General features: G+C 62.9%; 26 protein-coding genes and 1 riboswitch. Of the genes, 10 read left to right on the top strand and 16 right to left on the bottom strand.

What is annotated here, in order from left to right; genetic code table 11:
- Position 1: 1 nt before the first annotated feature.
- Positions 2-523 (bottom strand): DNA alkylation repair protein, encoded by a 522-nt coding sequence (locus AC50X5_RS00700; protein ID WP_494974289.1) that lies wholly within the window; start codon positions 521-523, stop codon positions 2-4.
- Between the two features lie 13 nt (positions 524-536).
- On the bottom strand, positions 537-1,841 hold the full coding sequence (locus AC50X5_RS00705) for an aggregation-promoting factor C-terminal-like domain-containing protein (protein WP_494974290.1): 1,305 nt from the start codon (positions 1,839-1,841) through the stop codon (positions 537-539).
- 179 nt (positions 1,842-2,020) lie between these two features.
- Between AC50X5_RS00705 and AC50X5_RS00710 the strand changes: the two genes are divergently transcribed.
- Together AC50X5_RS00710 and AC50X5_RS00715 are read left to right on the top strand one after the other, a co-directional pair.
- Positions 2,021-2,587, top strand: a complete 567-nt coding sequence (locus tag AC50X5_RS00710) for a GNAT family N-acetyltransferase (protein WP_494974291.1) — start codon at positions 2,021-2,023, stop codon at positions 2,585-2,587.
- 84 nt (positions 2,588-2,671) lie between these two features.
- A riboswitch (cyclic di-AMP (ydaO/yuaA leader) is annotated at positions 2,672-2,839 on the top strand.
- A 3-nt stretch (positions 2,840-2,842) separates the two neighbouring features.
- On the top strand, positions 2,843-3,685 hold the full coding sequence (locus tag AC50X5_RS00715; RefSeq protein ID WP_494974292.1) for a LysM peptidoglycan-binding domain-containing protein: 843 nt from the start codon (positions 2,843-2,845) through the stop codon (positions 3,683-3,685).
- Between the two features lie 105 nt (positions 3,686-3,790).
- Here AC50X5_RS00715 and AC50X5_RS00720 read toward each other — a convergent pair whose 3' ends face one another.
- From AC50X5_RS00720 to AC50X5_RS00740, 5 genes are all read right to left on the bottom strand, one after another.
- Entirely contained in the window at positions 3,791-4,681 is an 891-nt protein-coding gene (locus AC50X5_RS00720; RefSeq protein WP_494974293.1) for a ribonuclease Z, read from the bottom strand.
- A 42-nt stretch (positions 4,682-4,723) separates the two neighbouring features.
- Complete coding sequence (locus tag AC50X5_RS00725; RefSeq protein ID WP_494974294.1) at positions 4,724-4,987, bottom strand: DUF3072 domain-containing protein; 264 nt, start codon at positions 4,985-4,987, stop codon at positions 4,724-4,726.
- A gap of 41 nt (positions 4,988-5,028) precedes the next feature.
- Entirely contained in the window at positions 5,029-5,541 is a 513-nt protein-coding gene (locus AC50X5_RS00730; protein ID WP_494974295.1) for a DUF2231 domain-containing protein, read from the bottom strand.
- Between the two features lie 121 nt (positions 5,542-5,662).
- Positions 5,663-5,980 (bottom strand): putative quinol monooxygenase, encoded by a 318-nt coding sequence (locus AC50X5_RS00735; RefSeq protein WP_494975188.1) that lies wholly within the window; start codon positions 5,978-5,980, stop codon positions 5,663-5,665.
- A gap of 123 nt (positions 5,981-6,103) precedes the next feature.
- Positions 6,104-7,498 carry a GAF domain-containing serine/threonine-protein kinase gene (locus tag AC50X5_RS00740; protein WP_494974296.1) on the bottom strand — a complete coding sequence of 465 codons (1,395 nt, stop codon included), beginning with the start codon at positions 7,496-7,498 and terminating at the stop codon, positions 6,104-6,106.
- Positions 7,499-7,680: 182 nt separating this feature from the next.
- Here AC50X5_RS00740 and AC50X5_RS00745 point away from each other — a divergent pair, with 182 nt between their 5' ends.
- From AC50X5_RS00745 to AC50X5_RS00755, 3 genes are all read left to right on the top strand, one after another.
- Entirely contained in the window at positions 7,681-8,745 is a 1,065-nt protein-coding gene (locus AC50X5_RS00745) for a spore photoproduct lyase family protein (protein WP_494974297.1), read from the top strand.
- Between the two features lie 61 nt (positions 8,746-8,806).
- Positions 8,807-10,204 (top strand): dihydrolipoyl dehydrogenase family protein, encoded by a 1,398-nt coding sequence (locus AC50X5_RS00750; RefSeq protein ID WP_494974298.1) that lies wholly within the window; start codon positions 8,807-8,809, stop codon positions 10,202-10,204.
- Positions 10,205-10,211: 7 nt separating this feature from the next.
- Positions 10,212-10,724, top strand: a complete 513-nt coding sequence (locus tag AC50X5_RS00755) for a 2'-5' RNA ligase family protein (protein WP_494974299.1) — start codon at positions 10,212-10,214, stop codon at positions 10,722-10,724.
- A 63-nt stretch (positions 10,725-10,787) separates the two neighbouring features.
- Here the strand turns inward: AC50X5_RS00755 and AC50X5_RS00760 are convergent, their stop codons facing one another.
- A complete protein-coding gene (locus AC50X5_RS00760; RefSeq protein WP_494974300.1) occupies positions 10,788-12,065 on the bottom strand; it encodes a multidrug effflux MFS transporter in 1,278 nt (425 codons plus the stop codon).
- Positions 12,066-12,277: 212 nt separating this feature from the next.
- Complete coding sequence (locus tag AC50X5_RS00765) at positions 12,278-14,131, bottom strand: S8 family peptidase (RefSeq protein ID WP_494974301.1); 1,854 nt, start codon at positions 14,129-14,131, stop codon at positions 12,278-12,280.
- A gap of 410 nt (positions 14,132-14,541) precedes the next feature.
- Here AC50X5_RS00765 and AC50X5_RS00770 point away from each other — a divergent pair, with 410 nt between their 5' ends.
- The 4 genes from AC50X5_RS00770 to AC50X5_RS00785 all read left to right on the top strand — a co-directional run bounded on the left by AC50X5_RS00770 (position 14,542) and on the right by AC50X5_RS00785 (position 17,602).
- Positions 14,542-15,255 carry an MSMEG_4193 family putative phosphomutase gene (locus tag AC50X5_RS00770; protein WP_494974302.1) on the top strand — a complete coding sequence of 238 codons (714 nt, stop codon included), beginning with the start codon at positions 14,542-14,544 and terminating at the stop codon, positions 15,253-15,255.
- A gap of 16 nt (positions 15,256-15,271) precedes the next feature.
- A complete protein-coding gene (locus AC50X5_RS00775; protein ID WP_494974303.1) occupies positions 15,272-15,817 on the top strand; it encodes a DUF3090 domain-containing protein in 546 nt (181 codons plus the stop codon).
- Positions 15,817-16,584 carry an SCO1664 family protein gene (locus tag AC50X5_RS00780; protein ID WP_494974304.1) on the top strand — a complete coding sequence of 256 codons (768 nt, stop codon included), beginning with the start codon at positions 15,817-15,819 and terminating at the stop codon, positions 16,582-16,584. The genes AC50X5_RS00775 and AC50X5_RS00780 overlap by 1 nt, the downstream gene beginning before the upstream one ends.
- 97 nt (positions 16,585-16,681) lie before the next feature.
- Complete coding sequence (locus tag AC50X5_RS00785; RefSeq protein ID WP_494974305.1) at positions 16,682-17,602, top strand: alpha/beta fold hydrolase; 921 nt, start codon at positions 16,682-16,684, stop codon at positions 17,600-17,602.
- Between the two features lie 58 nt (positions 17,603-17,660).
- Here AC50X5_RS00785 and AC50X5_RS00790 read toward each other — a convergent pair whose 3' ends face one another.
- From AC50X5_RS00790 to AC50X5_RS00810, 5 genes are all read right to left on the bottom strand, one after another.
- A complete protein-coding gene (locus AC50X5_RS00790) occupies positions 17,661-18,767 on the bottom strand; it encodes an LCP family protein (protein WP_494974306.1) in 1,107 nt (368 codons plus the stop codon).
- 142 nt (positions 18,768-18,909) lie between these two features.
- Complete coding sequence (locus tag AC50X5_RS00795; RefSeq protein WP_494974307.1) at positions 18,910-19,707, bottom strand: ABC transporter permease; 798 nt, start codon at positions 19,705-19,707, stop codon at positions 18,910-18,912.
- Positions 19,704-20,597: an ABC transporter permease gene (locus AC50X5_RS00800; RefSeq protein WP_494974308.1), complete on the bottom strand. Its 894-nt coding sequence runs from the start codon at positions 20,595-20,597 to the stop codon at positions 19,704-19,706. Before AC50X5_RS00800 ends, AC50X5_RS00795 begins: the two co-directional genes overlap by 4 nt.
- Before the next feature lies 1 nt (position 20,598).
- The gene (locus AC50X5_RS00805) at positions 20,599-21,432 is read right to left on the bottom strand and encodes an ABC transporter ATP-binding protein (protein WP_494974309.1); all 834 of its coding nucleotides are present in this window, start codon (positions 21,430-21,432) and stop codon (positions 20,599-20,601) included.
- 30 nt (positions 21,433-21,462) lie between these two features.
- Positions 21,463-22,479 carry an ABC transporter substrate-binding protein gene (locus AC50X5_RS00810; RefSeq protein WP_494974310.1) on the bottom strand — a complete coding sequence of 339 codons (1,017 nt, stop codon included), beginning with the start codon at positions 22,477-22,479 and terminating at the stop codon, positions 21,463-21,465.
- Between the two features lie 275 nt (positions 22,480-22,754).
- Between AC50X5_RS00810 and AC50X5_RS00815 the strand changes: the two genes are divergently transcribed.
- The gene (locus AC50X5_RS00815; RefSeq protein ID WP_494974311.1) at positions 22,755-23,621 is read left to right on the top strand and encodes an SAM-dependent methyltransferase; all 867 of its coding nucleotides are present in this window, start codon (positions 22,755-22,757) and stop codon (positions 23,619-23,621) included.
- A 312-nt stretch (positions 23,622-23,933) separates the two neighbouring features.
- Here the strand turns inward: AC50X5_RS00815 and AC50X5_RS00820 are convergent, their stop codons facing one another.
- On the bottom strand, positions 23,934-24,920 hold the full coding sequence (locus AC50X5_RS00820) for a hypothetical protein (protein WP_494974312.1): 987 nt from the start codon (positions 24,918-24,920) through the stop codon (positions 23,934-23,936).
- Positions 24,921-25,089: 169 nt separating this feature from the next.
- Positions 25,090-26,064: a class 1b ribonucleoside-diphosphate reductase subunit beta gene (gene nrdF / locus AC50X5_RS00825; RefSeq protein WP_494974313.1), complete on the bottom strand. Its 975-nt coding sequence runs from the start codon at positions 26,062-26,064 to the stop codon at positions 25,090-25,092.
- Positions 26,065-26,161: the final 97 nt, after the last annotated feature.

Consider the following 26,161-nt stretch of genomic DNA (forward strand, 5'->3'; position numbering starts at 1 on the left):
CTTAGGGTGGGTCCGACGGTTTCGCCAGCAGGGCGGCCTGCCGCAACCGCGGGTCTGCATCCTGCCGCCAGCGGGCAATAACGACGTCGGCCTTCTGCCGGTTCCGCCCGCTCAGCGCGGCGAGCAGCGGCAGAATGACGTCGTTGACCAGCGGCCCGGCAAGCTCCTGGGTTTCGGCAGAACGCAGGAAGCCTTCGATCCTCGTCAAGTCCGAATGCCGAAGGAGACCCACCCGCGACTGCAGCAGGACCACGGCGGCGAGACGCCTTTCAAAGACTGGCTTGCTTTCCGGCCGGGGACGCCCCCAAAGGGCGGATGCCAGCATGGTGACGCCGTCGTGGTCCAACTCCCTGAACTTGTTCAGCGCGTCGCGGACAGTGCCACGGACAGCGCCGATGGAAGAGCCATATGAGGCCAGGACGCCACCGAGCCGGGATTCGACGTCATCCGCCCTGTACCAGGCACCTTCGTTCTGCAGGGTGCGGTCAAGGAATCCGGTGGCCTGCTCCACCTGCTCTTTCACGGCCGGAACCACTTCAGTACCAGTTCACCGCCACCGAATGCTCCCAGGCCGCACAGGGCGAACCGTACCTGTCCTGTATGTAGGACAGGCCCCATTCCACCTGGGTCCGGTAGTTGGTGAGCCAGTCGCTGCCGGCGCTGGCATACTTGCTGGCCGGGAGGGACTGGGCAATGCCGTAGGCGCCTGAATATGGGTTGGTGGCAGTGGTGAGCCAGTTGGATTCCTTGGTCCACAAATTCACCAGGCACTGGAATTGGTCCTGGCCCCAGCCGAATGCACCCAGCCGGGAGGAGGCGTAGGCCTTCGCACCGGCGGGATCGTTGACGGCGCCTCCGGGCACTACCGGGACTACCGGCGGCGAAGGGGTGACAGTGACGGGCGGCGGAGCAGGTACGACGGCGGCAGGCGGGGCGGGCGGTGCAGGGGCGGCAGGTGCCGGGTTGGCGGATCCCTGAACCGGACGGCCAACAGCCGCATCGCGGGCAGCGGCCGCTGCCTGTTGGCGGGCTTGTTCCTCCGCAGCGGCGCGCTTAGCGGCCTGGGCGGCCTGGTAGGCCGCGAGCGCCACCTGACCGTCGCGGAATTCAGACTCGACAGTGGCCGTCGTTCCTTTCAGGGAGGCCAGTTGGGCGGTGAGTTCGGCGCTGTGCTTCTGCTGCTCCTCCAGATGGGTGGCCACGGCGGCCTGGGCGGTACGCGCGGCATCCAGCTTCGATGTGGATTCGGTTGCAAGGCGCTCGCGCTCAGCCTGGGCTACGCGTTCCTGGCCGGCCCGGGCCCGGGCTGCTTTTTCTGCAGCGGCGGCCTTTGCTACCAGTGCCGCTGTTTTATCACCCACCATCTGAACGATGTTCAGGCCGTGGACGCTGTCGGACTGGACGGCGTCCAGGGCCACGAAGATGCCCATGTTGGTGCCGCCGGTTTTATAGGACTCGGCTGCGAGGCCACCGATTTCTTTCTTGTAGCGGGCAAGTTCGGCGCTGGCCCGAGCGGCCTGGGCGGTAACCAGCTCGAGCTTCGCTGTGGCCGCAGCAAGGGCATCCTGGGTTATGGCGTACTCTGCGGCCGAAGCCACCGCCGCGTCTCCCAGCTCTTCGGAGTGGGACCGGAGCCCGTCCAGCAGTCCGGTAATGGTGGCGATTTCGGAGGCAGTGGCCGACTCATTCTGCTTGGCCTTTTCGACGTCCTGCCAGCTGGGGTAGCCGCCCGGCGGAGCCTCGTCTGCGGTGGCTGAGGGAAGCACGATGGTACCCGCAAGGGCAAGCGCCAGGAATCCCGCGAGCAGGGGACGTATGACTCTGAAGGCAGAAGGAGGCATAGTTCCCCAGCCTACCTGCACGACTGAAGCGGACCTTTGTGGATTCACCTGGTCGCCGCACCGCATCCAGCTAAGACGCTGGACCCCAGGAAAAGCATTCGGCACACCAAATGGACAATGGTCCGGGCCCACTGACAGGCTGTCATCAGTATCACGCGGCAGCTTCACAAAGGTCAAAGATGCAAAACCACACTATCGAATTCACTATCCGGCCAGCCCTGGGCGTCTCGGAATATCCTGCCTTGGTCGAGATCTGGCGCAGCGCCGTTCGCGCTACGCATGACTTCCTCGAAGAAGCCGACTTCAAGCGCATCGAAGGCAGCCTCGCTTCGGCTTACTTCCCGGCCGTGACTCTGGTCGTGGCCGAACATGGGGGAAGGCCTGTCGGCTTCGCAGGCATTGCAGAAGGAAACCTCGAAATGTTGTTCGTCTCGAATGATGTCCGTGGGAATGGGATTGGCAGCGCACTGCTGGCTGAAGCAATTGCGAGCAACGGGGTTGCCAGAGTCGACGTGAACGAGCAGAACCCGGACGCTCACCGCTTCTACATCAGCCGAGGATTCGTGCAGGTGCGCCGTAGCGTGCTTGACGGTGACGGCCGCCCCTACCCGATCCTGCATCTGGAACTTCCCGATTTAGTTAGCCGGCGCGGGTCGCGAGCAAGAAAACGAGACGTATATGGACACGTGACATCGGAGGGACTCGACACGCCGAAAAGCCCATTCCGTTATCCCAATGTGACATAGGGGCGGAGAAGAAGGTAATGTCGATGGGTGTCCCGCCCAACTCGGGACATTCCCGCCAGTATGCCGAGCCCTGCCACTGGATCCGGGACCCCATCGCTTGATCATGGCAGGGACGGGGGAACCAAGTTTCCGCGGCTTCATTTCTGAGGCCTTGGGGTTAAGTCGGTTCTGCTCTGTTCAGCAGAGAACACCGGCCGGGTATCTCCTACCCGAACCCGACAGCTCACCCCGCAGGCATGGGAGAGGCAATCAACCGTGTCAAAAAACGCTATCACCGCCCGTCACCGGGCAACCCCTGCCGGCTCAGTCGCCCTTGCAGGCCTGAGCCACTCGGCCAAGTCCCACGCCCTTACCGTTGGTCGCCCGGCCCTGGCCGTTGCCGCGGCTTCCGGACTGATCTTCGGCATTGGCGCCCCTGCCCAGGCAAGCGTCAACGCAGTGGATGAGTCCGGTTCCGTCACCGTTCAAGCGGCTGCAGCAGCACCCGTCGCGCCGGCAGCAGCTGTTGCGGCCGACATCCATACCGTGGTTTCAGGTGACACCCTGGGCAAAATTGCCGCAGCGTACGGCGTTAGCCTGAACGACGTTCTGGCTGTCAACGGCCTGGGTCTGACCACGATCATCTACCCCGGTGACCAGATCCAGATTCCTGGTGCAGGTTCCGTAGCAGCAGCACCGGCTGTGGCAGCACCTGCAGCAGCCACCACAGTCGCACCGGCACCCGCCCCGGCTCCGGCCGCCTCGGCGGTCAACATCACTGCAATGTCCTCCACTGCAGCGTCAACCGGTACCGGTACCGGAGCAGCCCTGCTGGCAAACGCGTACAGCCAGCTTGGTACTTACCAGGACTGCACCGCGATGGTTGAAAAGGCCCTCCGGTCCGTCGGCATCAGCGTCGGCGACATCGCTCCCAGCCACTTCTTCGCCTTCGGCAGCGTTGTTTCCACCCCGGCCCCCGGTGACCTGGTCATCACGGCCGGCCACGTCGGCATCTACGCCGGTGACGGCCAGGTCGTCAGCGGTGGCGTGGACGGTAACAAGACCGAGGTCCACTCCATTAGCTGGCTCAGCGGAGCTTCCTTCGTCCGCGTTGCGTAACTCTTAGCGCAGCTGGTACCGGCCCTCATCCTCACCGTCACGTTGACGGCGAGGGTGGGGGCCGCTCCTCTTTAAGCCGGCACCCACCTCCATGGGCTGCTGGGACTACCGCTGCCGGCGCTTGGGAAGCCCGATCCTGTCCATGTCCATAGCCGCGATAACCGCGGAACTTGCCGCCCGCGAAGCCGCCTGACCGGCAAGGAGTGAGGTATCGTCCCCGTACCGCGAAGAGAAGTGCGTAAGGACCAGCGTGCCGACGCCGGCGCTGGCCGCCAACTTTCCTGCCTGACCGGCGGTGAGGTGGCGGTATTCTTCCGCGAGCGCAGCGTCCTCATCACTGAAGGTTGATTCGGCCACGAGTAGATCAACGCCGGATGCCAGTTCCTCAGCCCCCGCGCATTCGGCCGTATCCATCACAAATGCGAAGCTTTGCCCTGGCCGCGGAACACTGACGTCCTGCAGCCGCACCCCGGCCAGAGCCCCATCCCGTTGCAGGCGCCCGACGTCCGACCCGGATATCCCGGCCGCGGAAAGCCGCTCCGGCAGCAGGCTCCTGCCGTCAGGTTCCGTAAGCCGGTAGCCGTAGGTCTCGATACGGTGCTTCAGCGGCCGGACCTCGAGGCCATCGGCTATGGCCCCAGCGCCCCCGTGCGGGTGGAACTGCAGGTCAAGGCCCGGGGTCGCGACCGATACCAGGGCACGGACCACGTCTTGGCCCGACGCCGGATAATGCAGATGCACGGGGTGCGTAACGCCGTCGAGCGCCATGCGCGAGAGCACGCCCGGCAATCCGTAGCAGTGATCGCCGTGCACATGGGTGAGGCAGATGCGCGTCACCTGGGTGACTGAGATGCCTGCGTGGATCATCTGCCGCTGCGTCCCCTCACCCGGATCGAACAGCAAGCCGTCCCCATCCCACCGGAGCAGGTAACCGTTGTGGTTCCGGGTCCGGGTGGGAACCTGCGAGGCAGTGCCGAGGACAATGAGTTCGCGCATGTTTTTGATGGAGCCGCCAGGCTCGGCTGGCCAGCTGCCGGCTCAGCCTCCGATTTGCTTTTCGACGCCGCCGCCGGAAAGTCGGCCGCTGCGCTGCTGCAGCCGGTCAATGTGCTCGGAAGCCTCGGCTTTACTGATGTCAGCTGGGATCTCCTCGCCAGCTTCGCGCGCCAGTGTGTCCAGGTAGCTGCGCTGGGCAGCCGTCATGGGCTCGTCGCCCGTCACCCATTCCTTGGGGTCGCGGTTCAGGCCTGCGTCCGGTTCGGGAACAGGGCTGCCAAGTGTCTCGTTGTCTGAACTGCTCATAAAATCCACCTTAGAACAGGCCCGAAGGGCATTGTTGTTGACTAGAGCTTCTCGCCCCCGCCGGCACCCCTGACGGAGATTCCGGTAGTCAGCTTCGCGGGAGCATCAAGGTTTGCATCGTTATCGACACCTACGCCCAGCCGGCCCACCAGCTCGCCGCCGAGCCAGCCCGTGGCAAAGGAAATCAAAAGAGCGATGATTTCCAGGATCAGAACAAAGGTGGAAGGGACATTGGCTTCCGTTCCCGCCCGCATAATCCAGCTCACCGCGAAAAGTGCGAGCAGGACCAGATTTCCTCCGCCATGCAGCTGGCCGATCCTTTTGGCCCTGGTTCCTGCCGGAATGGCCAGGTAATCGATTGTGCCGAACACCGACGCCAGGAGACCGGCCAGGACCCCGGCGGCGATCATCAGGTAGGCGGCCGAGGTGAATTGCTCGGTGCTGAACAGCAGGCCGATGATGTCGAACACCACTGCGGTTGCAAGTAATCCGAGGGGAAACACCACCATCTGCTGATGAATAGGGTGTCCTGCAGCTTTAGCCCTGCTCTCCACAGTCCGCGCCTTCCTACGTCTGTCCCGCACAGAACCGGGACACCTGCAATATGTTCTTCCCTCAACAGTAAGCATACTTACTTGTATTGGCCAGCGCGCAGTATGATCTGGCCAGTTCCTGTCAGTCGACCGCCAGCTCCGCCAGCTTGGACCACCCGTCCACCTTGACATTGATGATGTCCGGAGTCGCCGCCAGGTACTGCGGCAGGGTGCGGGCAGCTTCCCGGAAGTGTGCCGACTGTACGTGGGTGCCGCCGGCCTCGTCATCCCGGAACGCCTCAATCAGCACGTAGGTGTTCGGCTCATCCAGCGACCGGGACCATTCGAAGAACAGGCAGCCCTCTTCGGCGTTGGTCGCCTCGGTGAAAGCCCTGGAGATTTCCGGCCAGGCATCTGCGTGTTCGGGCTGGACGGGGAATTTTGCGGTGATGAAGATCAATGTCATTCCTTAGCTGGACTGGCACGGGCGACAACGGCATCCGCGCTTCTTTCGTGGGCGCCGCAACGGCTTGAGCGGCACTTTGAAGTCTGCCATGCCCAAACCAGGTAGTCACCGCACCTTCTATCTGCCCGCTTCCGCTTTCTCAGTCGTGGCGAGCATGTGCATCGTCTGGAGCCTGAGTTCCAGATCATTCATAACGATCGCGGCCAGGTTCTCCAAGGTTTCGGCATCGTCAGCACTGAATTCCCTTGGCTCCCGGTCCAGGACGCACAGGGTTCCCAAGTTGTATCCGTCAGGCGTCCGCAGCGGCACCCCCGCGTAGAACTTCATGTTCGCCTCGCCGGCTACCAGCGGATTGGCCAGGGCGCGCGGATCGAGTGTTGCGTTTTCCACCACCCAGGGCTTGTCCTGAAGGATGGCCGAGGCACACAAGCCGGGATCCCTTCCAGTCTCCTCCAAATCGGTGCCGTGGTGGGCCTTGAACCAGATGCGGTCATGGTCAACGATGCTGACAATTGCCACGGGTACCGCGAACATCCGGGCAGCAACTGCCACCACGCGGTCAAATGTCCCATCCGGAAGAGTATCCAGGATGCGGTAGCGGTGGACGGCGCGCATTCTCCCCTCTTCGTCCTGTACCGCCCCGGTGGATTCGATACTGCGGCGGCCCATATTGATGGCGATTTCCTTCCGCAGGGACAGCGACACCTCCAGCGCCGTGGGCCTGTCCGCGGGGTTCCGGGCGAGCATGAACGTCAGCAATTTGACCCATCTGGGAGCTATTGCTTCAGGTATGTGGGGATCCCGCAGCAGACGGGCCACCGCTGATTCGATGGGAGCACCGGGATAGGTGATTTTTCCTGTCAGCCCCTCCAGCAGGACCAGCCCAAGGGAGTAGACGTCGCTGGCGGGCCCTGGCTGCTCTCCAACAGCCTGTTCCGGGCTGAGGTAGTGCGGTGTACCGGACGAAGCTCCCGCCGGCGCAGGGTGGCCATCGCTCAGCAAAAGCGCGACGCCGAAATCACTGAGCTTGGCCTTCAATCTGCTGTCGCTGCCATCCTCCACCAGCAGGACATTGGCGGGTTTGACGTCCCGGTGCACTATTCCGTGGTGATGAATGTAAGCCAATCCGTCGGCAAGGTCATGCCCGATATGAGCCATGCGTGCGGCCGACATGGGACCGGCAGCCCCCTGGCTGCGAAGGTCCGGGCCGCGGACCAGTTCCATGACCAGGTAGCTGAGGGGATTATCCGGATTGCTCAGATCCGCACCGGCGTCGAAAAGGGTGACCAGTGCGGGATGGCTCATGCCTGCCAGGATGCGCACCTCCGCTTCCTGCCGGCGGACCTGCTCGACGTCCCCGTCGTGATGACGGAATACCTTGACTGCCACGTCGCGGCGGAGCAACTGGTCAGCAGCACGGTAGACGCTTGATTGTGCTCCGATGCCAATTAACTTTTCGACCCGATACCGTCCGCTGAGGAGGTGCCCAATCCGTACCGATCCCACAATCATGCTTCCTCACGTACCCGGCCCTGCCACAGCCGCCCTCGGGACGACGTCATTCGGCCGGGTTTGGAGTGTTATGCAGCTCACCTTTCATGGTAGTGGAGCAAGGGCAGTTGCCGGGAATTTTACGGATGCCGCCGTCGGCTTAATTTCCGTTGCGGAGACCAGCGATTTGGGAGAATTGAAGCATGGAATTCAACCGGCTTCTGCAGATCCGGCGCATCTACGCGCAGAGTGCCGCCCTGGAACTGCCCAGGGGTCGTGAGATTGTCGCGCGTTGGCCGGATGCGGAGGTGGTGCCCGTTGAAAACCACTGGAACATCCCGGAAGTGCACGGCGATGAAACGAACGTGCCACGCTGGTCCCGAATCAAGACTGAAGCGCTGATCCTCGGGGTCAAAAAGGCGCTGACCGTCAAGCCGAACGGCCGGTCCGCGGACTTTATTGCGCCGTCGACGGCGAACGGCTGCGCCATGGCCTGCGCGTACTGCTACGTTCCCCGGCACAAGGGGTACAGCAATCCGGTGACCGTGTTTGCGAACATCGACCAGATTAGTAGATCACTTGAGCGCCATGTAAACCGCCAGGGCCTCAAACTCGAACCCAACCAGTGCGATCCCGAACTCTGGGTTTATGACATCGGCGAAAACAGCGACTGTTCCGTTGACGCGCTGATCAGCGACAACGTCGAGGACCTGGTCACCCTCTTCCGCGACCTCCCTACCGCCAAACTGTCCTTCGCCACCAAGTACGTGAACCCGGCCATGCTCAGCTGGGATCACGGTGGCCACACCAGGATCCGCTTTTCGCTGATGCCCGCGGACCTTGCCAAGTCGATCGATGTGCGGACCTCGCCGGTGGCCGAACGCATGGCCGCGATCAACGACTTCGTCGAGGCGGGCTATGAGGTGCACGTGAACTTCTCCCCCGTCATCATCACCGACACCTGGCTCAGTGACTGGGAGCAGTTGCTACGCCAGCTCGATGCGACCCTGACACCCGCCGCTAAAGCGCAACTCGCAGCCGAGGTAATCTTTCTGACCCACAACGAGCGGCTTCACGAAGTGAACCTGGGCTGGCATCCGAAGGCCGAGGAAGTGCTGTGGCGCCCGGAACTGCAGGAAGCGAAAGTTTCCTCCAACGGCTTCACCAACGTCCGGTACCGCACCGGAACCAAGGGCGCTTACGTACGGCAACTGACTGCGCTGATCAACGACATCGCACCGTACTGCCGGATCCGCTACGCCTTCTGAGGCCGGGCTACGCGCTCTGCACCCCTGACCAAAGGCCGTTGGTTGGGGCAGGATGGAAGCCATGGAGGCCGATATGGATTTTGACGTGCTGGTGATCGGAGCGGGACCGGCGGGTATGGCCGCGGCAACGCGGGCAGCGGAGCTGGGAGCAAGTACCGCCGTCGTGGAGCGTGCACGCCTGGGTGGCACCTGCGTGAACTCCGGTTGCGTGCCGACCAGGGTGCTGGCCAAGACCGCACGCCTGTACCGGGAGGTGCGTACCGCCCGGGACTATGGGATTGTGCTGCACGAACCTTCCGTGGACTGGCCGCAACTGGTCCGCCGGGTCCGCGCCACCGTGGACCGCGTCCTGGAAGCGAAAGCGTATGGCGACACCATGCAGCGGCTAAAAATCACGCTTCTGGAAGGGGATGCGGCATTCACAGGTCCGCAGGAGGTTTCGATCGACGGGCGCGTGGTCACTGCCTCGTCGATCATTCTCTGCGTAGGTGGCAGTGCCCGCCGGTTGCCCATTCCCGGCGCTGAGCTTGCCGTACTTCCCCACGAAATCCTGGACCTTCCTGACCTGCCGCGCTCCCTCGCGATTATTGGCGGCGGCCATACCGGCGCACAATTGGCCACCATCTTCGATGCCCTCGGCTCCCAGGTCACCCTGCTGGACCTCGCGCCGCGCATCCTCACCACAGAGGACGACGACGTCTCCACCGCAGTTACGGACGGGTTCCGTTCCCGGGGAGTGCGTGTCGACGTCGGCATCGGCGGGGTGGACGGCATTGAAAGACACGACGACGGCGGCCTCGAGATCCGCTGGCAGCGGGAGGACGGCGCGCAGTCGGCACAGGTGGACGCCGTCGTCATGGCTGCAGGGTGGCCGGCAAACATGGAAAGCCTCGGCCTCGAGGCGGCAGGCGTCACCACCGGCAGGGGCGCCATTCCCGTGGACAACTACCTTCGCTCCAATGTCCCGCACATCTTTGTCGCCGGCGACGCGAACGGAACCTCCATGCTGGTGCAGGCCGCGGTGTTTGAAGGTGAAACCGCCGCCGAAAACGCCGTCCTGGGTGCGCACCGGACCAGCCCGCACCACCTGCTGCCGGAGGGCGGCTTTACCGATCCCGACTATGCCGGCGTTGGCCTCACCGAAGCGAAGGCGAAGGAACGCGACGCGGAGTGCGCCGTCGTCGTCGTGCCTTATGGATCGGTGGAACGGCCCATTATCGACGACCGGGAACAGGGCTTCCTGAAGCTGGTCACGGACCGGCACCGGGAGCTGATCCTCGGCGCCCATGCGGTAGGTGAAAATGCGGTGGAGGTCATCCAGGCGGTGGCGTCGGCGATGGCGGCCGGCACGGACGTAGCCACCCTTGCCCGGGTGAAGTTCGCCTATCCCACGTACAGCTCCATCATCGGCCATGCGGCACGGAAGCTGGTTCGGGGAGCCGGGAAAGAGTCCTGGTGACGGTTGCATGCGAAGCGTTGAGCTGACCTTCGACGCGTCCCTTGATGACCAGATCAGGGCTGACTGGGCACGGCTGGCGGAGTTGGGCCTGCCCAGCCTGGCTGCCCACACCTCCCCCAGCAACAGCCCCCACATCACCTTGGCCGCGGGAGCCGAGCTTAGTCTTGGACCCGGTGCGCAGGAGTTGTGGGACAACGGGTTGCCGTTTGATGTCCGGTTTGCCGGGGTTGTAGTTTTTGATGCGGGACGGGGCAAGTACGTGCTGGCGCGGGCGGTGGTGATGTCGCGGACCCTGCTGACACTGCATGCTGCCCTGCACGGGCACTGCACCGGCGCCTTCGCGCATACAGAGCCAGATGCCTGGACGCCGCACGTTACGCTGGCACGTCGCATCCCCGGCCACCAGCTGGGCGCAGCCCTTGATGCCCTGGACGCCAGAACCGGCGGGCAGTGTTCACAGGCCAGGCTGTGGGACAGGAGCACCAGGACCTTGACTGCACTCAGCGGGGCCGGGGCGTAACGCGCAAGGCACTCGCCGTCTCAACCGGGTACCAGCGCTTGGCAGAACCGGCAAAGGCTGATCTCACCGATCGCCGGGACTGACCCGCCGGTCATCATCCCGTCCCGTGTGCTCCGGCCAGCCGCCCTTGCGGTAGGCAGGAGTCCCGGCCGCAAGCACCATCACGGCCAGGAGACAGCAGCCAATCATGACAGTGATCATCGACAGCGCATTTCCGCCCAAAACCCCAACCAAGGGACTGACGAGCCCGGCGACACCGGACTGCAGGGCCCCGATAACCGCTGCCGCCGTTCCCGCCATGTGGCCGTAATTGTGTAGGGCCAGCACGGAGGCATTTGCCGGAATCATGCCCTGGGCTGACAGGACCAGCCACAGACCTGCGATCAGGCCGAACGGTCCGCCGACCCCTGTCGCTACCACTACGAGCAGCAGCAGGGCTAAGCCCAACTGCACCAGGAGGGCGGTGCGCAGGAGGTTGACGGGAGCGAATTTGCGAACCAGGGCGGCATTCAGCTGAGCCGAAAGGACCAGCGCGGCCCCGTTAAACGCGAAGACGAGGGCAAATTGCTGGGCGGTGAGGCCGTATTCATTCTGGAAGACGAAAGGGGAACCCACCACGTAGCTCATGATCATCGCAAGCCCAAGCCCGGGGATGACCGCCAACGCCATGAACTGCTTGTCCCGCAGCAGCGCCCAGTAGGCGCCAGCCACATGCCTGGGGTGGCCGGGACTGCGTCGGTCCTGCGGCAGCGTCTCCGGCATAAACTTCCAGACGATCGCCACCAGGACCACGCCGATGATCGCCAAAGCGTAGAAAATGGCACGCCAGTTCCATAGCCCGGCGATGGCCTGGCCCACGGTGGGGGCCAGGAGCGGCGCGACGCCGATCACCAGCATCAGCCGGGACATCAGCCGGGCTGCAGCCGAACCAACGAAGCGGTCACGGATCACAGCGAGCGCCACCACGGCAGCGGCCGCGTTGAAGAACCCCTGCAGCACGCGCAACCCTGTCAGCGTTTCGATGTTCGGCGTGATGGAGCACAACAAGGAAATGACCACGTGCAGCGATATGCCTATGAACAGCGGCAGGCGGCGTCCGAACCGGTCCGAGAACGGGCCGATCACCAGCTGGCCGATGCCCGCCCCGACGAGGGTTCCGGACAACGTCAGCTGGACGGCGGTCTGGGACGTTCGGAGATCAGCCTCCACTGCGGGCAGGGTGGGCAGGTACATGTCCGTAGTGACGGCAGGGAGCGCGGCCAGGGCGCCAAGCATGAGAATGTACTTCAGGCTTCGCGGTGACTGCTTACTGGTGGTTTGAAGGTGGGACCGATCTGTCACGCGGCAAACCTAACGTCTGTAGAAGCACCCCGGGGTGTGGGTCCGCCGCGTGGCTTGAGCGGTTCAACTGAAGCCATGCTAGTACCCCGGCTGAGCCTTCCTGAACGGGCGTCCGCTATGTGGCGAAAGGAAGCCATGCCTGGTCAAAGGTGGTTCAAGGTTATCTTCACCGGTGGCCGGCAAGCGGCCCACCTTGGAGACAAGTACTTGGCCTACCCTGTCTTACCCCGGCGACTCAAGATAGCGAAGGCAATCAGGAGTGCCGCGAGAACCAGCGCGGCAATAACAGCCCAGGCGGCATTATCTGTTCCGGTGGCGGCCTTGAGCTCCGTGGCGCCTTCGATCGCGGCTTCATTGGCGGCGATGGCAGCGGCGCCACCGGTCGCCGGGACGGAAGATGAGCTCACGGCTGCGCTTCCCGACTGGTTCGCCGCCGCGCGTAGCCGGGTCTCCTCATCCGCCACGGCATCAGGGGCTATAACGTCGGGGGCAACCGCTGCGTCCTGCTTCCCGGTGTCGGCTCCAGCGATGCTGCGGGGGGAGGCGGCTTGAACCTGTTCGGCGGACAACGGAGTGTGCGCAGGTTCAGGCTCTGGAACTGTGGCTCGCTCTTCAAGTTCGTGAGCGGGGGCGGACTTCTCAATGGGAGCTGCCACTTCCGGAGTGGACTCAGGAGCTTGGCCCGGCGCTTCGCTAGGCACTTCGACAGTCACTTCGACGGCAGTTGCCGCCGGATCTTCAGTGGGCGTTATCAACTCTTCAGGAGGAGAAGCGGCGGAACCGGCTGTGCCCTGAAGTCCGCAATGAAGGCCCACGCCGGCCCACGCACCACCGGGTCGCAGATCCGAACAAGAAGGAAGTGCGGGAGTGGGCGCGGGGATGAACAGCAACCGGTTGGGAGTTGCACCTTTGTCGGCCGTGATCAGCCCCGTCGTCGCGTTGGTGATGACAGCCCGGTGAACCTGCGAGGGGCTTAGCCCGGGGTCGCGGGACAGCAGGATGGCCGCTGCGCCGGAAACATGCGGAGCAGCCATCGAAGTACCGTCCAGCGTGTTGTATCCGTTGGTCGAGTTGATCCAGGCCGACCTGATGAAGGTTCCGGGCGCCTGCACATCTACGCAGGAGCCGTAGTTGGACCACGGTGCCTGCGCGTCATAAATGTTCGTGGCCGCTACAGTGATAGCCGATGGGACCCTGGCAGGAGATGAACCACAGGCATCCATTCCGTCGTTGCCGGCCGCTGCCACGACCGTAATTCCGTCATTGACGGCACTTTGCACGGTTTCGTCGAATGAACTGTTGGTAAAACCACCCACGCTCAGGTTCATGACGGCAGGCTGACCGGCAGCGTGATGGGAGATTGCCCAGTCGATCCCTGCCATAACTTCCGAGGACCAACCGCTTCCGTCGCACTGCAGCACCCGCACGGGAATGATCTGCGCTTTCTTGGCCACGCCGTACGTCGTTCCGGCCACGGTTCCTGCCACGTGTGTGCCATGACCTCCGCAATCCTGGTATCCCCTGCCGTCGTGAATTCCGGTCCAGCCGGTGGGAACCCTGCCGGCGAAGTCCGTATGGGAGGTGTTGACGCCTGTATCAATGACGTAAAGAAGAACCCCGGCTCCTTCGTCGCCGATGGAGTATTCACCGTCCCGTCCTGATCGTTGATCTATCCGGTCCAGGCCCCACAGGGACGTAGCGCCAAAAACCGAAACGGGAGTGTCGAACTCCACGGAGGCCACGACGTCGGAATTCTTCAGATTCTCTATTTCCCCCGGGGTAGCTACGACAACTGATGCTTTTATTGCGTGGGAAAGAGTTTCTTTTACCTCAATTCCCTTCTGCTCCAGCGAAGCAGACTCAGCCTCGGAATTCGCGTGCTCGCCATATTGGACGATGTACCTTCGCTCTCCCTCCGGAGAAGCAGCGGAAGACGTAACGTCCGGGGCCGCTGGGGCCTCGGTCGCGGGCTCAGCATAAGCAACAGCCGGAATCAGCAACAGAGCTGCGGAAGCAAGTGCAGCCGAACTAACGGCCTTTGCGGCGTAGGAAAGACCCATCTTCATGCGGCTGCCTTCTGCTGAAACGGCTTATGGGTGGAAGCCGTATGATCACGCAGCGCGGCCTCATAAATACCGGGCCCATACTTTGTGAGCCATTGTGGCCCGCACTCCCCTGAATTTATGCTCAGAGACAATTATCAATATAGCGGCACAAAATCGTGACAGCGCACGTAGCGACCCATCCGGGCAACAAAGCTTCGGGCGGGCGATAGGGGTGGGCTTGAACGTGTGAAGCAGGCCGCTAAGTTCTACCGGCAGGCATGCTTCGTAACAGGAGAACGCCATGCTCAAGATTCTGCTTTGCAAACTGAATGTGAATCACCTCTGGCAAACCGGCGCTCTATCCCTTGAGGCACACCCCCACCTGTACTCACCAGGCCGCTGCTGCTCGAGCGGGTGGTTAGGCTGGGTGGATGGCGACAGTTATCCTCGTGCGGCACGGCCGCACCACAGCCAACGCTACCGGGCTGCTGGCCGGGCGGGCCGTCGGCGTCAGCCTGGACCAGCTTGGGCAGGAACAGGCGGCTATAACCGGAGACCGGCTTGCGGCCGTGCCCGTCGTCGCGGTGGTATCAAGTCCCCTGGAGCGATGTCAGCAGACCGCCCAGCTCATCCTCGACCGACGTGCCGACACAGCGTTCGCGCCGGTCGATATCACTGTCGATCCCGATCTCATCGAGTGCGATTACGGCCAGTGGCAGGGCCGCACGCTCAATGATCTCGCGACCGAAGATTTGTGGTCGGCTGTACAGTCGCAGCCGTCCGCCGTCGTCTTTCCCGGCGGTGAATCCATGGCCGCGATGCAGGCTCGCGCGGTGGCTGCGATCCGACGCCACGATGCGGCCTTGGAAGCCGAGTACGGGCCCGGAGCCGTGTGGGTGGCCGTAAGTCACGGCGACATCATCAAGTCCATCCTCGCCGATGCGCTCGGCATGCACCTTGACCTGTTCCAGCGAATCAACGTGGGCCCCGCCTCCGCGTCGATCGTGCGCTACGGTGCAAGCCGGCCGAGCGTATACGCCACCAATACCGACGCCGGCGACCTCTCATGGCTGTCGAACAGCACCGGCTCCGACGATGCGCCGGTCGGCGGTGGCGCCGGGCACACGGCGCCACCGGCCCGATGAGCCTAAAATAGATCCCATGCCTACAACCGTTCACGAGTTCGCCTGGCCAGACCGGGTCGTCGTTGGGACCATCGGCGATCCGGGACAGCGCACGTTCTACCTGCAGGTGCGCACAGGGAAGCAGATCGTCAGCATCGCCCTGGAGAAGCAGCAGTCGGCCCAGCTCGCCGAAAAGATCGACGAAGTTCTCGATCAGCTCATCACCCTCGAGGGCAACCCCTTCAGCGTTCCCACCGGTACTCCCATTGAGCTTGTCGACAATGACCAGCTCGAGGCTGTCGAGGAGCAGTTCCGAGCTGGGGTCATGTCCCTGGGATGGGATCCGACGACGGCGCAAATCGTCATCGAGGCCTACCCGATCCCCGCTATCGAGCCCGACGGCGCCTTCCCTGATGACGATGAGGACGCGTCCGAAGTGCTGCGGGTGCTCATGCCGGTTGGCACTGCGCGGGCCTTCGCCAAGCGCACCCGTGAGGTGGTGGGCGCCGGGCGTCCAATCTGCGTCATCTGTGGGGAGCCCATCGACGCCGACGGGCACACCTGCGCCCTTCCCGAGGTCTGATGCCGGCGCCCGACCTGCTGACCGCCGAGCTGACTCTCACCGGCCGCATCACGACGGCGTCAAACGCCACTTTTGTGGGCAGCATCGGCGACACGACGGTCGTCTACAAGCCGATACGGGGCGAGAAACCGCTGTGGGATTTTCCCGACGGATGCCTTGCCCACCGGGAGGTTGCCGCCTATCTGGTCTCGGAGGTCCTCGGCTGGAACGTGGTGCCTCGCACCTGGCTGCGCGACGGTCCGTTGGGCGAAGGGATGGTGCAGCTCTGGCAGGTGACCGACCCCGACCAGGATGCGGTGGACCTCGTCGCGATGGATGACGTACCGGAGACCGGCTGGAAACACGTCCTCGAGGGTCAGGATGAGAAGGGACGGATGGTCGCCCTCATTCACGAGGACACGCCGGCGCTCAGACGCATGGCCGTGTTCGACGTCGTCGTGAATAACGCCGACCGCAAAGGCGATCACATCCTTGCCATGGGCGACGGACACCGGCACGGCGTGGACCATGGGCTTACCTTCCACAGCGACCCCAAGCTGCGCACTGTGCTGTGGGGATGGCTCGGAGACGCACTGACAGCTGAGGAACTCGACGGCGTCAATCGTGTCGGCGAAGGACTGCACGGCGAGCTGGGCCGAAACCTGGCGGACCTGCTCAGCGCCGAAGAAATCGATTCGCTCTCGGCGCGCTGTGAAACGTTGCGTATGGCAGGGCGGTTTCCGGCTCCGAGTGGTGAGATGCCCGCCATGCCCTGGCCGCTGTTCTGAGGAATATCGTCACGGGCGAAATAAGTACCCTCAACGAGCCGACACCGTCCATGAGGCGGGCGGCTACGAATAAAAGGGGAAGCCCGAGGCCCAGGAGTTGATCAGCATCGTTGAGCAGGAAGTCGCCGTCCCGGAAGCGGCCACTATGACGCAGCAGGTTTTTCCCACCGATCTGGGTCCGTGCATGGTGCGTGTGCAACGGAGCATCGGTGACCGGTCAGTCGCCTCCGGCGTGGCGGACGTCTACCTGCATGGTGCTGCGGGAACCTGGGCCACCTTCCGCCCGTTGCTTTCCGGGACGCCGGTGCGGGACAGGGTGCTGATTGACCTGCCGGCCTGGGGCGAGTCCACCCAAGGCGCCCGGATGGAAAGCCTCAGCCTTGAAGCGACGTCACAGGCTGTGACCGGGATACTGAGCTCGCTAAATTACCTGCGATGGAACCTGGTGGGCCACTCGATGGGCGGATTCCTGGCGCTCCATATGGCCGCGGCATCACCTGACCGAACGGCCAGCGTGGCGACCATTTCGGCCACGACATTCGCTGCTGCGGAGGCAGCCCGGATTCCACTGCGCACTCTGTTCAAGAATCCGGCATTTGTCGGCATGTTGCTGCTGATGCGCGCCCTGGCCGCCCTTGGCCCGGCAGGGTCAGCCCTGGTACGGGCCGTGAGTGCCACCCCCGTCATGGGACCGCTGATGTCACCGTTCTTCGCTGATCCCACAGCCGCTTCCCCGGACGTGATCCGCAGGCTCGGCCATGACGCCAGGCCGGCCAGCTTCTCAGCTGCTGCCAAGGCGGCAGCCTGCTATGACTTCAGCCAATGGCACGGCATATGCTGCCCGGCGCTCGCCATCCGGGGAGACAGCGACGTGTTCACCCCGCCATCTGACCTCAGCCGGCTGAGCAGCATGATTCCGCACCTCCAAACCGCCACTATTGATCGTTGCGGCCATTTCGCGCACGTCGAACAGCCGGAGCGGGTGCAACAGTTGCTCAAAATTCTGCACTGCACCTGATTCAGCCTTTTTGAATTCCTACACCTGGTGTCGCCTTAACAGGCGTGGACCCCGCCCCCTACGGCCGGGCAAGCTCGCCGATCCGGCCTTCCCGCAGCGCCGCGCCTACCGCGTTAATGGAGCCGTAGTCCGGAAGCAGAACCGACTGGCCGGCGATAAAGCCGCTTCCCGCCGTCGGAAGTGTCATGGTGCCGATCGCGTTGGCATCAAGGTTCCGCAGGCTGTACGCAAGGATGGCCGCCTGAACGGGGTCGAAGCCGCCGTCGACGGTGAGGCAGCAGGCTGCAAAATGAACCAGTGACCGCACCACCGTGACATCGTGCAAGCCGCCGCTGGTGGTGAAGCGGGAGAGGATGGCCTTCAGCAGCGTTTGCTGGTTGCGGACCCGCTGGAAGTCGCCATCCGCGAACGCGTACCGCTCACGGGCGAACTCCAGGGCGGCCTGGCCGGACAAATGGTTTACTCCCGGTGGGAAGTACTGCTGGGTGTCGTGTGTGGACTGGAACGGCACCGTCACGTTGACGTCGAGTCCACCCAGGCCGTCGATCAGCGCGCGGAAGCCATTGAAGTCCATCATCAGGGTGTGGTTGATCTGAATACCAAGCAGCTGCTCAACCGTGCGGTCCACCAGATCCAGGCCGCCAAGCTGCAGTGCAGCGTTGATCTTGGCTCCGCCGTAGCCGGGGATATCCACCCACAGATCGCGGTTGATGGAGACGACGGAAAGGCTCCGCCGGTCGGCGGGTACGTGGACCACCATCAGTGTGTCCGAGCGATGGTCCGACCCTTGACCGGTGTTTGCCGTGTGCGCAGCCTCGTCGCGTGCGTTTCCGCGGCTGTCGCTGCCCACCACCAGGATGTTCATCGCCTCGGCCGGAAGCTCCGCAATGGGTGGTGGCGGAGGCGGCGGGGGCGGCGGAGCCGGCGGCGGTGTTTCGGAAGGAGTCACAGACGGCGTCGCCGTCGGTGACGGGTCCTGCGTGGCAACCGGCACCGCTTCAGTGCCGGTGCGGTTGAGATTGGCATTGAGGTTGAAGATCGCGACGACGGCCACCACCACGAGTGCCAGTGCCAGCAACCCGGCGATCCAGCGGCGGCGGCCATGCGGCATCCAGCCGAATGCGTGCGGGCGGGAGCCGGATGGATCAGAAGCGGGTGTACTCATGGTGTCCCCTTTGGTGCTCACACGTCGGCGTGCCGCCCCCAGGCTGTCCTGGATGGGATCAGTCTCCGCCTCCAGGCATCCCCTTGGCTACAGGTGTATCCAAACTGTCACCTGCCACGTGGGTGTATCACCTTTTGGCGGGCTAGTTTTCGCTAGTGTGACCCGCGCGGCGCAGAACCATCTGCTCCAGAAGCGAGACCAAGGAGTACAGGATGATCGACGCAAGTGTGATGACCACGACGGCGGCCCACACCTCGTTGTTCTTGGCCCGGGACACGGCGGAGATGATGGCGTAGCCGATTCCCTTGCCGGTCGCGAGCCATTCAGCAAGGAGGGCACCTGTGATGGCTCCCGGTATGGAGATCCGCAGGGCCGTAAAGAACGCGGGCAACGACGACGGCAGCGCCACCTTCACCAGGGAGGTCCAGCGCGATCCGCCGTACACCTCGATCAGCTCGAGCATGGCTGGCGACGCAGAGCGAAGCCCAAACACTACGGTCACCAGCGCCGGGAACAGCACGACGATGCCACCGATGGCCGCCACTGCGGGTTCCTGGCGTCCGAAGATCAGGATGATGATGGGCGCCAATGCCACCAGGGGCACGGAACGCAGCAACATGGCGATGGGCATGAGGGCATGTTCCACGCCGCGGAACACCACGAACAAGGCCGCAATGACCACTGCTCCCGCGATGCCCGCAGCGAAGCCAATGGAGGCATCGATGAGTGTCTGGCCGAGGTTCAGGAGGATTGAAGTCCTGTTCGCCTCCGCGGCGGGCACCGTGAAAAGGTAGCTGAACACATCCAGCGGGCCCTTGCCTACGAACGGTGAGATCTGGAAGAACTGCAGCAGTCCCATCCACAGCAGCACAACCACTCCCAGTGACACCACCAGGTTGATCAGGCTTTGGTCGAGGCCCTTCAGGAGCGATCCGGTCATTTCGAGCTTCCTTTTCGTATGCTGGCGCTTGAGGCGGACCATGGCACCAGCAGTTGGGTGATGCCGCCAAGGGCTGCATAGCCAAGGCCTGCAACAAGTCCGGCCACTAACGCAACGCCCCATGCCCGCGCAATCTGCAGGTTCTGCTGGGCATTGACCATCGCCGGGCCTATCCCCTGGTCCACGCCGCCTACGTATTCACCCAGTACCGCGCCCAAAACGGCGGCCGGGACCGCGATCTTGAGGGCCGTCAGAATACCGGGCAGCGCAGACATGAGTTGGACCTTGAGCAGCTGTTTGAGCCGGCCGCCGCCATAGACCGCAATGAGGTCAAGGCTGGATTTGTCGGCGCTTTTGAGTGCGGACACGGCACCCACCACGGTAGTGAAGAAGACTGAAATGCCCGCCAACAGCACCGCAGTCCCCGACGGCTCGCCACGCCCGGGTGAGCCGATGATGATGAATGCCAGCGGGCCGATCGCCACGATTGGCAGGCAGTAGCTGATCACCGCCAGCTGGGTAACCAGCCGTTCGAAGGCAGGAACCAGCAGAACCGTTGCAGCCAGCAGCAGGCCCGCCAGGTTGCCCCAGAAATAGCCGACGGCGGCTTCCGTGACAGTGACGTTCACGTTGGGCCAGTAGAAACCCAAGCCGTCGGCAAACAGCTGGCGGCCGACGTCGAACGGGGTCGGGATGGCTCCACCCCTGCCGTCGGCGGAGGCCCCGACGCCTGCCAGCACCGTTACCGCGCCAATCCACCACAGGGCCAGCGCGATAAGGACGCCGGCGAGGCCGAAGCTCCACGGCGGAAGACTGTCACGGCGGGCCAAGAGACTGGCGAGCCTGCCAGTGCCGGTCACCTTGGTACCGGCCATCTCAGTGCCGGCCATTTCAGTGCGCCGCTTCCGCTGCTGCCCCGACGTCACCGAAAAGCAGTTCGGAAGCCCGGTCGCAGTAGGCATGGAATTCCGGTGTGCGCATCATCTCCGGGGTGCGTGGGCGTGGCAGATCCACGGTGATGATTTCCTTGATGCGTCCAGGGCGGGCGCTCATGACGGCCACCACGTCCGAGAGGAAGATCGCCTCGGAAATACCGTGGGTCACCATGAGCGTGGTGGCCGGCTTCTCAGTCCAGATCCGCAGCAGCTCCAGGTTCAGGCGTTGCCGGGTCATGTCGTCGAGGGCACCGAACGGCTCATCCAGGAGCAGTACCGAGGGCTTGAGAACAAGCGAACGGGCGATTGACACACGCTGGCGCATGCCCCCGGAAAGTTCTGCCGGCCTGGCCTGTTCGAAACCCTTCAGGCCGATCAAGCCGATCAGTTCGTCCACCATCCCCTGGTCCACCGGTTTTCCCGCCACCTCGAAAGGCAAGCGGATGTTGGCCTCCACGCTGCGCCAGGGCAGCAGCGCCGAGTCCTGAAAAGCGATACCGAGTTCGTTCCCGGCGCGGAGCTCTGCCGGAGTGAGCCCGTCCACCAGCACCTGACCGGTGCCCGGTTTCTCCAGCCCCGCCAGGATCCTGAGGATGGTGGACTTGCCGCACCCCGAAGGCCCAAGCAAGGACAGGAATGATCCCCTGGACGTGTTCAGATTGACTTGCTCCAGAGCCACCACCTCGCGACGGCCTGAGGTGAAGGTCTTGCCCAGCTCCTTGAGGCTGATGCCAGTGCCCGAAAGGAACCGGGTGTCCGGCGACGGGGAGGTCTCAACGTTTGTTTCCATGTCCACAGTCCTTGCCTGGGTATTCAACAGCTACTTCAGGCCCGGGTTTTCCTCGTAGACCTCTTCGAGGAGGCTCATGTCGAAAATCTTGTCCGCCGTGGTGTCGAACCCGGCCAGTTTGAGGATCTCGATGTTCTTCTCCTGCAGCTCCTGGGAGATGGTGAACAGGCCGTTGGCGTCGGTTTCGTCGCTTGTGACCAGCTTGGTGTTCTGCGCTTCAGCCTGGCCCCTCTCCTTGTCCATGCTCAGGCCAAGCTCTTTTCCGTAAACCTCGACGGCGAGGCGCGCGGACTCCTCGGAATCCGCCACGGCATCCTTCCAGCCCTTGATGGAAGCAAGCAGGAAGGCCTTCAGTTCGGCACGCTTGTCCTTGATGGAGTCTTCCGTCGTTACGAAGCTTTCCGCGATGAACGGCAGGCCGTTGTCTGCGAACGGCAGCACCGCCGTCGTGTGTCCACCGAGTTCCAGCGTGAGGACCTCGTTGGTCAGGTACGCGAAAAAGCCTTCGACATCGCCGTTGATCAACGGCTGCGGGTCATACTGGACCGGCACCTTCGTGACTTTGCCGGCGTCGATCTTGTTGACCTGGAGGAGCGCATCGAACAGGGTCTCGTTGACACCGGCCTGTACACCGATCTTTTTGCCGATCAGGTCTTCGGGCTTCGTGATCGGATTGCCAGCCAGCGAGACGATAGTGAAGGGGTTCTTCTGGTAGGTGGTTCCGATGATTTTCAACGGCGCGCCTTCATTGAGGATCACCGGGGCCACGCCTACGGGTGATGACGTTCCCACCAGGGCTTTGCCCGACAGAACCATGGTCTCGGCAGAGGCACCGCCAGGGCCGCCGGCAATCAGGTTGACCTCCGGGAAGCCGGCTTCCTTGTAGTAGCCCTGGGAGTCGGCAAAGTACTCGCCGGCAAACTCTGCATTCTTAAGCCATGACAGCTGGACCTCAAGTGGCCCGAATGAGGCTGCAGACGAAGAGCCCGGCGCGGCCGCCGATTCCGTGCCACAGCCGGTGAGGGCCAACAGGCCAAGTGACGACATTCCGATTAGTAGGGTCCTGCGTGAAGGGTGGGCCGTGGCCTGTTCCTGAATGCTGTTCATGTTGTTCTCCATATCGGGATGCGGCCGATTCCGGTGGCACCATCGCACCGGAGGATTCCACCATATGGAGCATTTATTTCGAACAGGGAGCAGCATGTTTCCGATGGGTAACAAGATCAGGTTGGCTCGCCAGGGCCGTTGGCTGCATACCTGGAAGCTGCGGGTCCCGGAGAAGAACCTTCCACTGGCACGGATCAGCCTTGTAGGGTGAGGGCGTGATCGTTCCCGATATCTCCCAGGACGCCGTAGCCGTCGCAGATCACTACGACGAGCTCGATCCCGTCTATCGTCGTCTGTGGGGCGATCATGTCCATCACGGGCTGTGGGCAACGGGTCGCGAGACGCCTGTCGAGGCCGTTGAGGCACTCGTCGACGCCGTAGGTGACCGGCTGGGCCTCAGACCCGGCGAGGACTGCGTCGATATCGGCTGCGGCTACGGCTCCACGGCAAGGCAGCTTGCAGCGACACACGGGATCCGCGTTACAGGTTTCACGCTCTCCGCTGAGCAGGTCCGCTACGCCGCCGAGCATCCTGTACCCGATGTGTACATCCAGCTCCGCGACTGGCTCGCCAACGGGCTGCCCGATGCCTCGGCCGATGCCGCATGGGCGATCGAGTCCAGTGAGCACATGGTGGACAAGCCCCGGTTCTTCACTGAGGCACATCGCGTCCTGACGCCCGGCGGGCGCTTCGTCATCTGCGCGTGGCTCGCCGAATCCGAAGCCAACGGTTGGAAGGTCCGCCACCTGCTCGAGCCAATCTGCCGTGAAGGACGCCTGCCCTCGATGGGTACGCGCGAGGAATACGAGGCGATGGCAAGGGCAGCAGGCTTTGCCATCACCGGCTATGAGGATGTGAGCCGCCGCGTAGCCCGGACCTGGACAATCTGCGCCCTGCGGGTTCTGAAAGCCTTGGTACTCGAGCGCGAGACCCGCCGTTTCGCCCTCCGCGCTCGCAATCGCGTCTTCATGCTGAGTCTCCCCCGCCTGATTCTGGCCTACCGCACCGGTGCGATGCGGTACGGGATCTTCACGCTGTCGAAGGCGGGCGAGGACGGTGCACCACGGCCGCCTGCCCTATGAGCACGGTGGACAAGCGTTGCGGTCAGCACGTAAAGCGAGGCGCCACTCACGTTCCCTTAGTCCGGCCTTGCCGGGTCCTGGTTATGGTTCGTCGCGACTGCGAAATCGGCATCACTTTGCGCGAGTTCGAGTCCAAATCAGCGGCATGTGGTCGTTGGACTGCAATCGCCCCTCCAGTTGGGCCAATTTCAACGATCCTGAGTTTCAAGTGACCCGGGGCATCTGCTGGTGACGCTCTGGCAGATTACCGCGCCTGCCCGGTACCTCTCTCGTTATCCATCATTCCTCCCTGGAAAGGACGAGTTGGAACTCCTAGCTCTCGCGACGTTCGGCAGACATCCGGCCGGTCCTTATCCCGTCGCCCACGGTTCGGCCAGCCCTTCTGATACTCCGAGCCGTCATGGAGTGCAACGATCGCCCGGTGCTTCCAACGTGGGTATCAATGCCCAAAAAAAGCTTGACCAGCCATGCGAAAGAGAGAACCGTCAAAACTGGTATCAAGCAGGTGGTGACAATGAGCAGGGCGGTCCGCTCCACAAACGAGTTCAGCGAAGCGACTGCCTCGTTTTTGACGTCTTCAACGGCGGTCAGACCACCCTGAATAGTCCCAGTCACTGACTGCACGGCGCCCTCAAGGGCTTCCTGGGCTTGGTCGAAGACATTGCCGCTCGTACCCGTTGGGACTTCTTTCGGTGAGGCAAGCGCCTCCACCTTCTCTGCTGTGGAGTCAGCTGCGGCTACGGTCTCCTCAACGGATTTCTCGTATGAGTCGGTTATCCCTGCTCCAACCGCGAGGGAGGCTGGGATAACCGCGACGATGATCAGGCCGAGCGCAGCCAACTTGACTGCCATAATTCGCAGAGCTTCCTTCCTGAAGATTAGGTAGGTGATCCCTAATCCGCAGGCGAGAGGTATGAGATACGTGAAGGAGACGTAGCCGACGACCGATATGAGGGCCTTCTGGAGAATGATGGCAGCGATACTGATGACGAAAAAGGAACTTAGATTCGCCAACTGGTTCGCCACAGGGGTTGTAGCGTCAGTTGGCACAGCTGCGAGCACAATTGAGAGACCCGAAGCCGAGCCCGCCATTGCCAGAGCCGAAGATTGCTGCGAGTCCAGAGCGTCCTTCATTGGGCTTACGAACTCGGGGCTAACAGTGACCTTGGCCAGCAGAAATATGGAGACCAGTGCGATTGCCAACAGGCTCCCAATCTGGATTAGTACCCTCCTGCCAGTCGACTTTTCCACTCTGTCTGGACGCGCATCCGGAGTTTTTCCAGTTTGATGGTTTTCCATATGCGATACAGGTCCTTGTCTCGTCGCCAAGTGAACTCCCGGCGGTAATTGACGATTTGCTAGAGGGTTCCATGCCAATCTGGGAACAGTAATGCCCGGCGTCTTCGAAACGCCGGGCATTTAGGTGGCGGCGGTCTAAGCCGTCACAATGTAAAGGCAACCGAGAGGACTAGAAGTCCCAGTCCTCGTCCTCGGTGTTGACAGCCTTGCCGATGACGTAAGAAGAACCGGACCCGGAGAAGAAGTCGTGGTTCTCGTCCGCGTTCGGGGACAGCGCCGACAGGATGGCCGGGTTCACGTCGGTGACGGAGGCCGGGAACATCGCCTCGTAGCCCAGGTTCATCAGGGCTTTGTTGGCGTTGTAGTGCAGGAATTTCTTGACGTCCTCGGCCAGGCCGACGGAGTCGTAGAGATCGTGGGTGTACTGGACTTCGTTTTCGTACAGCTCAAAGAGCAGCTCGAACGTGTAGTCCTTGATCTCCTGCTTGCGCTCCTCGGACAGGCCTTCCAGGCCCTTCTGGAACTTGTAGCCGATGTAGTAGCCGTGTACGGCCTCGTCGCGGATAATCAGGCGGATCAGGTCGGCCGTGTTCGTCAGCTTGGCCCGTGAGGACCAGTACATAGGCAGATAGAAGCCAGAGTAGAACAGGAAGCTCTCCAGCAGTGCGGAAGCCACCTTGCGCTTCAAGGGGTCGTCGCCTTGGTAGTAGTCCATGACGATCTGCGCCTTCTTCTGAAGGTTCGCATTCTCGGTGGACCAGCGGAAGGCCTCGTCGATTTCTTTGGTGGAAGCCAGCGTGGAGAAGATCGAGGAGTAGCTCTTGGCATGCACCGACTCCATGAACGCGATGTTCGTGTAGACGGCTTCCTCGTGCGGGGTCAACGCGTCAGGAATGAGCGACACAGCCCCGACAGTCGCCTGCACGGTGTCCAGCAGCGTCAGGCCGGTGAACACGCGCATGGTGAGCTGCTGCTCATCCGGGGTGAGCGTGGCCCAGGACTGGATGTCGTTGGACAGCGGCACCTTCTCCGGCAGCCAGAAGTTGTTGACCAGGCGGTTCCAGACGTCCACGTCCTTGTCGTCCTGGATGCGGTTCCAGTTGATTGCCTCGACGTGGCTGAGCAGCTTGACCTTCTCGGTCATGTCTTCCCCTAAAAAGTTGGGTGGATACTGAGTTAAAGCGTACGACGGCGGGCGGCCACCCGCCGTCGTACTTCACATGGTCTCGACAAGCTCGACC

It is taken from the genome of Pseudarthrobacter sp. MDT1-40-2, assembly GCF_059383595.1.

What these genes read in the sequence shown, in the direction of transcription:
- AC50X5_RS00790 (WP_494974306.1), bottom strand. Translation starts at nt 18,767, where the DNA reads ATGAGTACACCCGCTTCTGATCCATCCGGCTCCCGCCCGCACGCATTC.
- AC50X5_RS00805 (WP_494974309.1), bottom strand. Translation starts at nt 21,432, where the DNA reads ATGGAAACAAACGTTGAGACCTCCCCGTCGCCGGACACCCGGTTCCTT.
- nrdF (WP_494974313.1), bottom strand. Translation starts at nt 26,064, where the DNA reads ATGACCGAGAAGGTCAAGCTGCTCAGCCACGTCGAGGCAATCAACTGG.
- AC50X5_RS00705 (WP_494974290.1), bottom strand. Translation starts at nt 1,841, where the DNA reads ATGCCTCCTTCTGCCTTCAGAGTCATACGTCCCCTGCTCGCGGGATTC.
- AC50X5_RS00775 (WP_494974303.1), top strand. Translation starts at nt 15,272, where the DNA reads ATGCCTACAACCGTTCACGAGTTCGCCTGGCCAGACCGGGTCGTCGTT.
- AC50X5_RS00765 (WP_494974301.1), bottom strand. Translation starts at nt 14,131, where the DNA reads ATGAAGATGGGTCTTTCCTACGCCGCAAAGGCCGTTAGTTCGGCTGCA.
- AC50X5_RS00710 (WP_494974291.1), top strand. Translation starts at nt 2,021, where the DNA reads ATGCAAAACCACACTATCGAATTCACTATCCGGCCAGCCCTGGGCGTC.
- AC50X5_RS00820 (WP_494974312.1), bottom strand. Translation starts at nt 24,920, where the DNA reads ATGGAAAACCATCAAACTGGAAAAACTCCGGATGCGCGTCCAGACAGA.
- AC50X5_RS00750 (WP_494974298.1), top strand. Translation starts at nt 8,807, where the DNA reads ATGGAGGCCGATATGGATTTTGACGTGCTGGTGATCGGAGCGGGACCG.
- AC50X5_RS00810 (WP_494974310.1), bottom strand. Translation starts at nt 22,479, where the DNA reads ATGTCGTCACTTGGCCTGTTGGCCCTCACCGGCTGTGGCACGGAATCG.
- AC50X5_RS00795 (WP_494974307.1), bottom strand. Translation starts at nt 19,707, where the DNA reads ATGACCGGATCGCTCCTGAAGGGCCTCGACCAAAGCCTGATCAACCTG.
- AC50X5_RS00720 (WP_494974293.1), bottom strand. Translation starts at nt 4,681, where the DNA reads ATGCGCGAACTCATTGTCCTCGGCACTGCCTCGCAGGTTCCCACCCGG.
- AC50X5_RS00725 (WP_494974294.1), bottom strand. Translation starts at nt 4,987, where the DNA reads ATGAGCAGTTCAGACAACGAGACACTTGGCAGCCCTGTTCCCGAACCG.
- AC50X5_RS00745 (WP_494974297.1), top strand. Translation starts at nt 7,681, where the DNA reads ATGGAATTCAACCGGCTTCTGCAGATCCGGCGCATCTACGCGCAGAGT.
- AC50X5_RS00770 (WP_494974302.1), top strand. Translation starts at nt 14,542, where the DNA reads ATGGCGACAGTTATCCTCGTGCGGCACGGCCGCACCACAGCCAACGCT.
- AC50X5_RS00740 (WP_494974296.1), bottom strand. Translation starts at nt 7,498, where the DNA reads ATGATTGTGGGATCGGTACGGATTGGGCACCTCCTCAGCGGACGGTAT.
- AC50X5_RS00800 (WP_494974308.1), bottom strand. Translation starts at nt 20,597, where the DNA reads ATGGCCGGCACTGAGATGGCCGGTACCAAGGTGACCGGCACTGGCAGG.
- AC50X5_RS00780 (WP_494974304.1), top strand. Translation starts at nt 15,817, where the DNA reads ATGCCGGCGCCCGACCTGCTGACCGCCGAGCTGACTCTCACCGGCCGC.
- AC50X5_RS00755 (WP_494974299.1), top strand. Translation starts at nt 10,212, where the DNA reads ATGCGAAGCGTTGAGCTGACCTTCGACGCGTCCCTTGATGACCAGATC.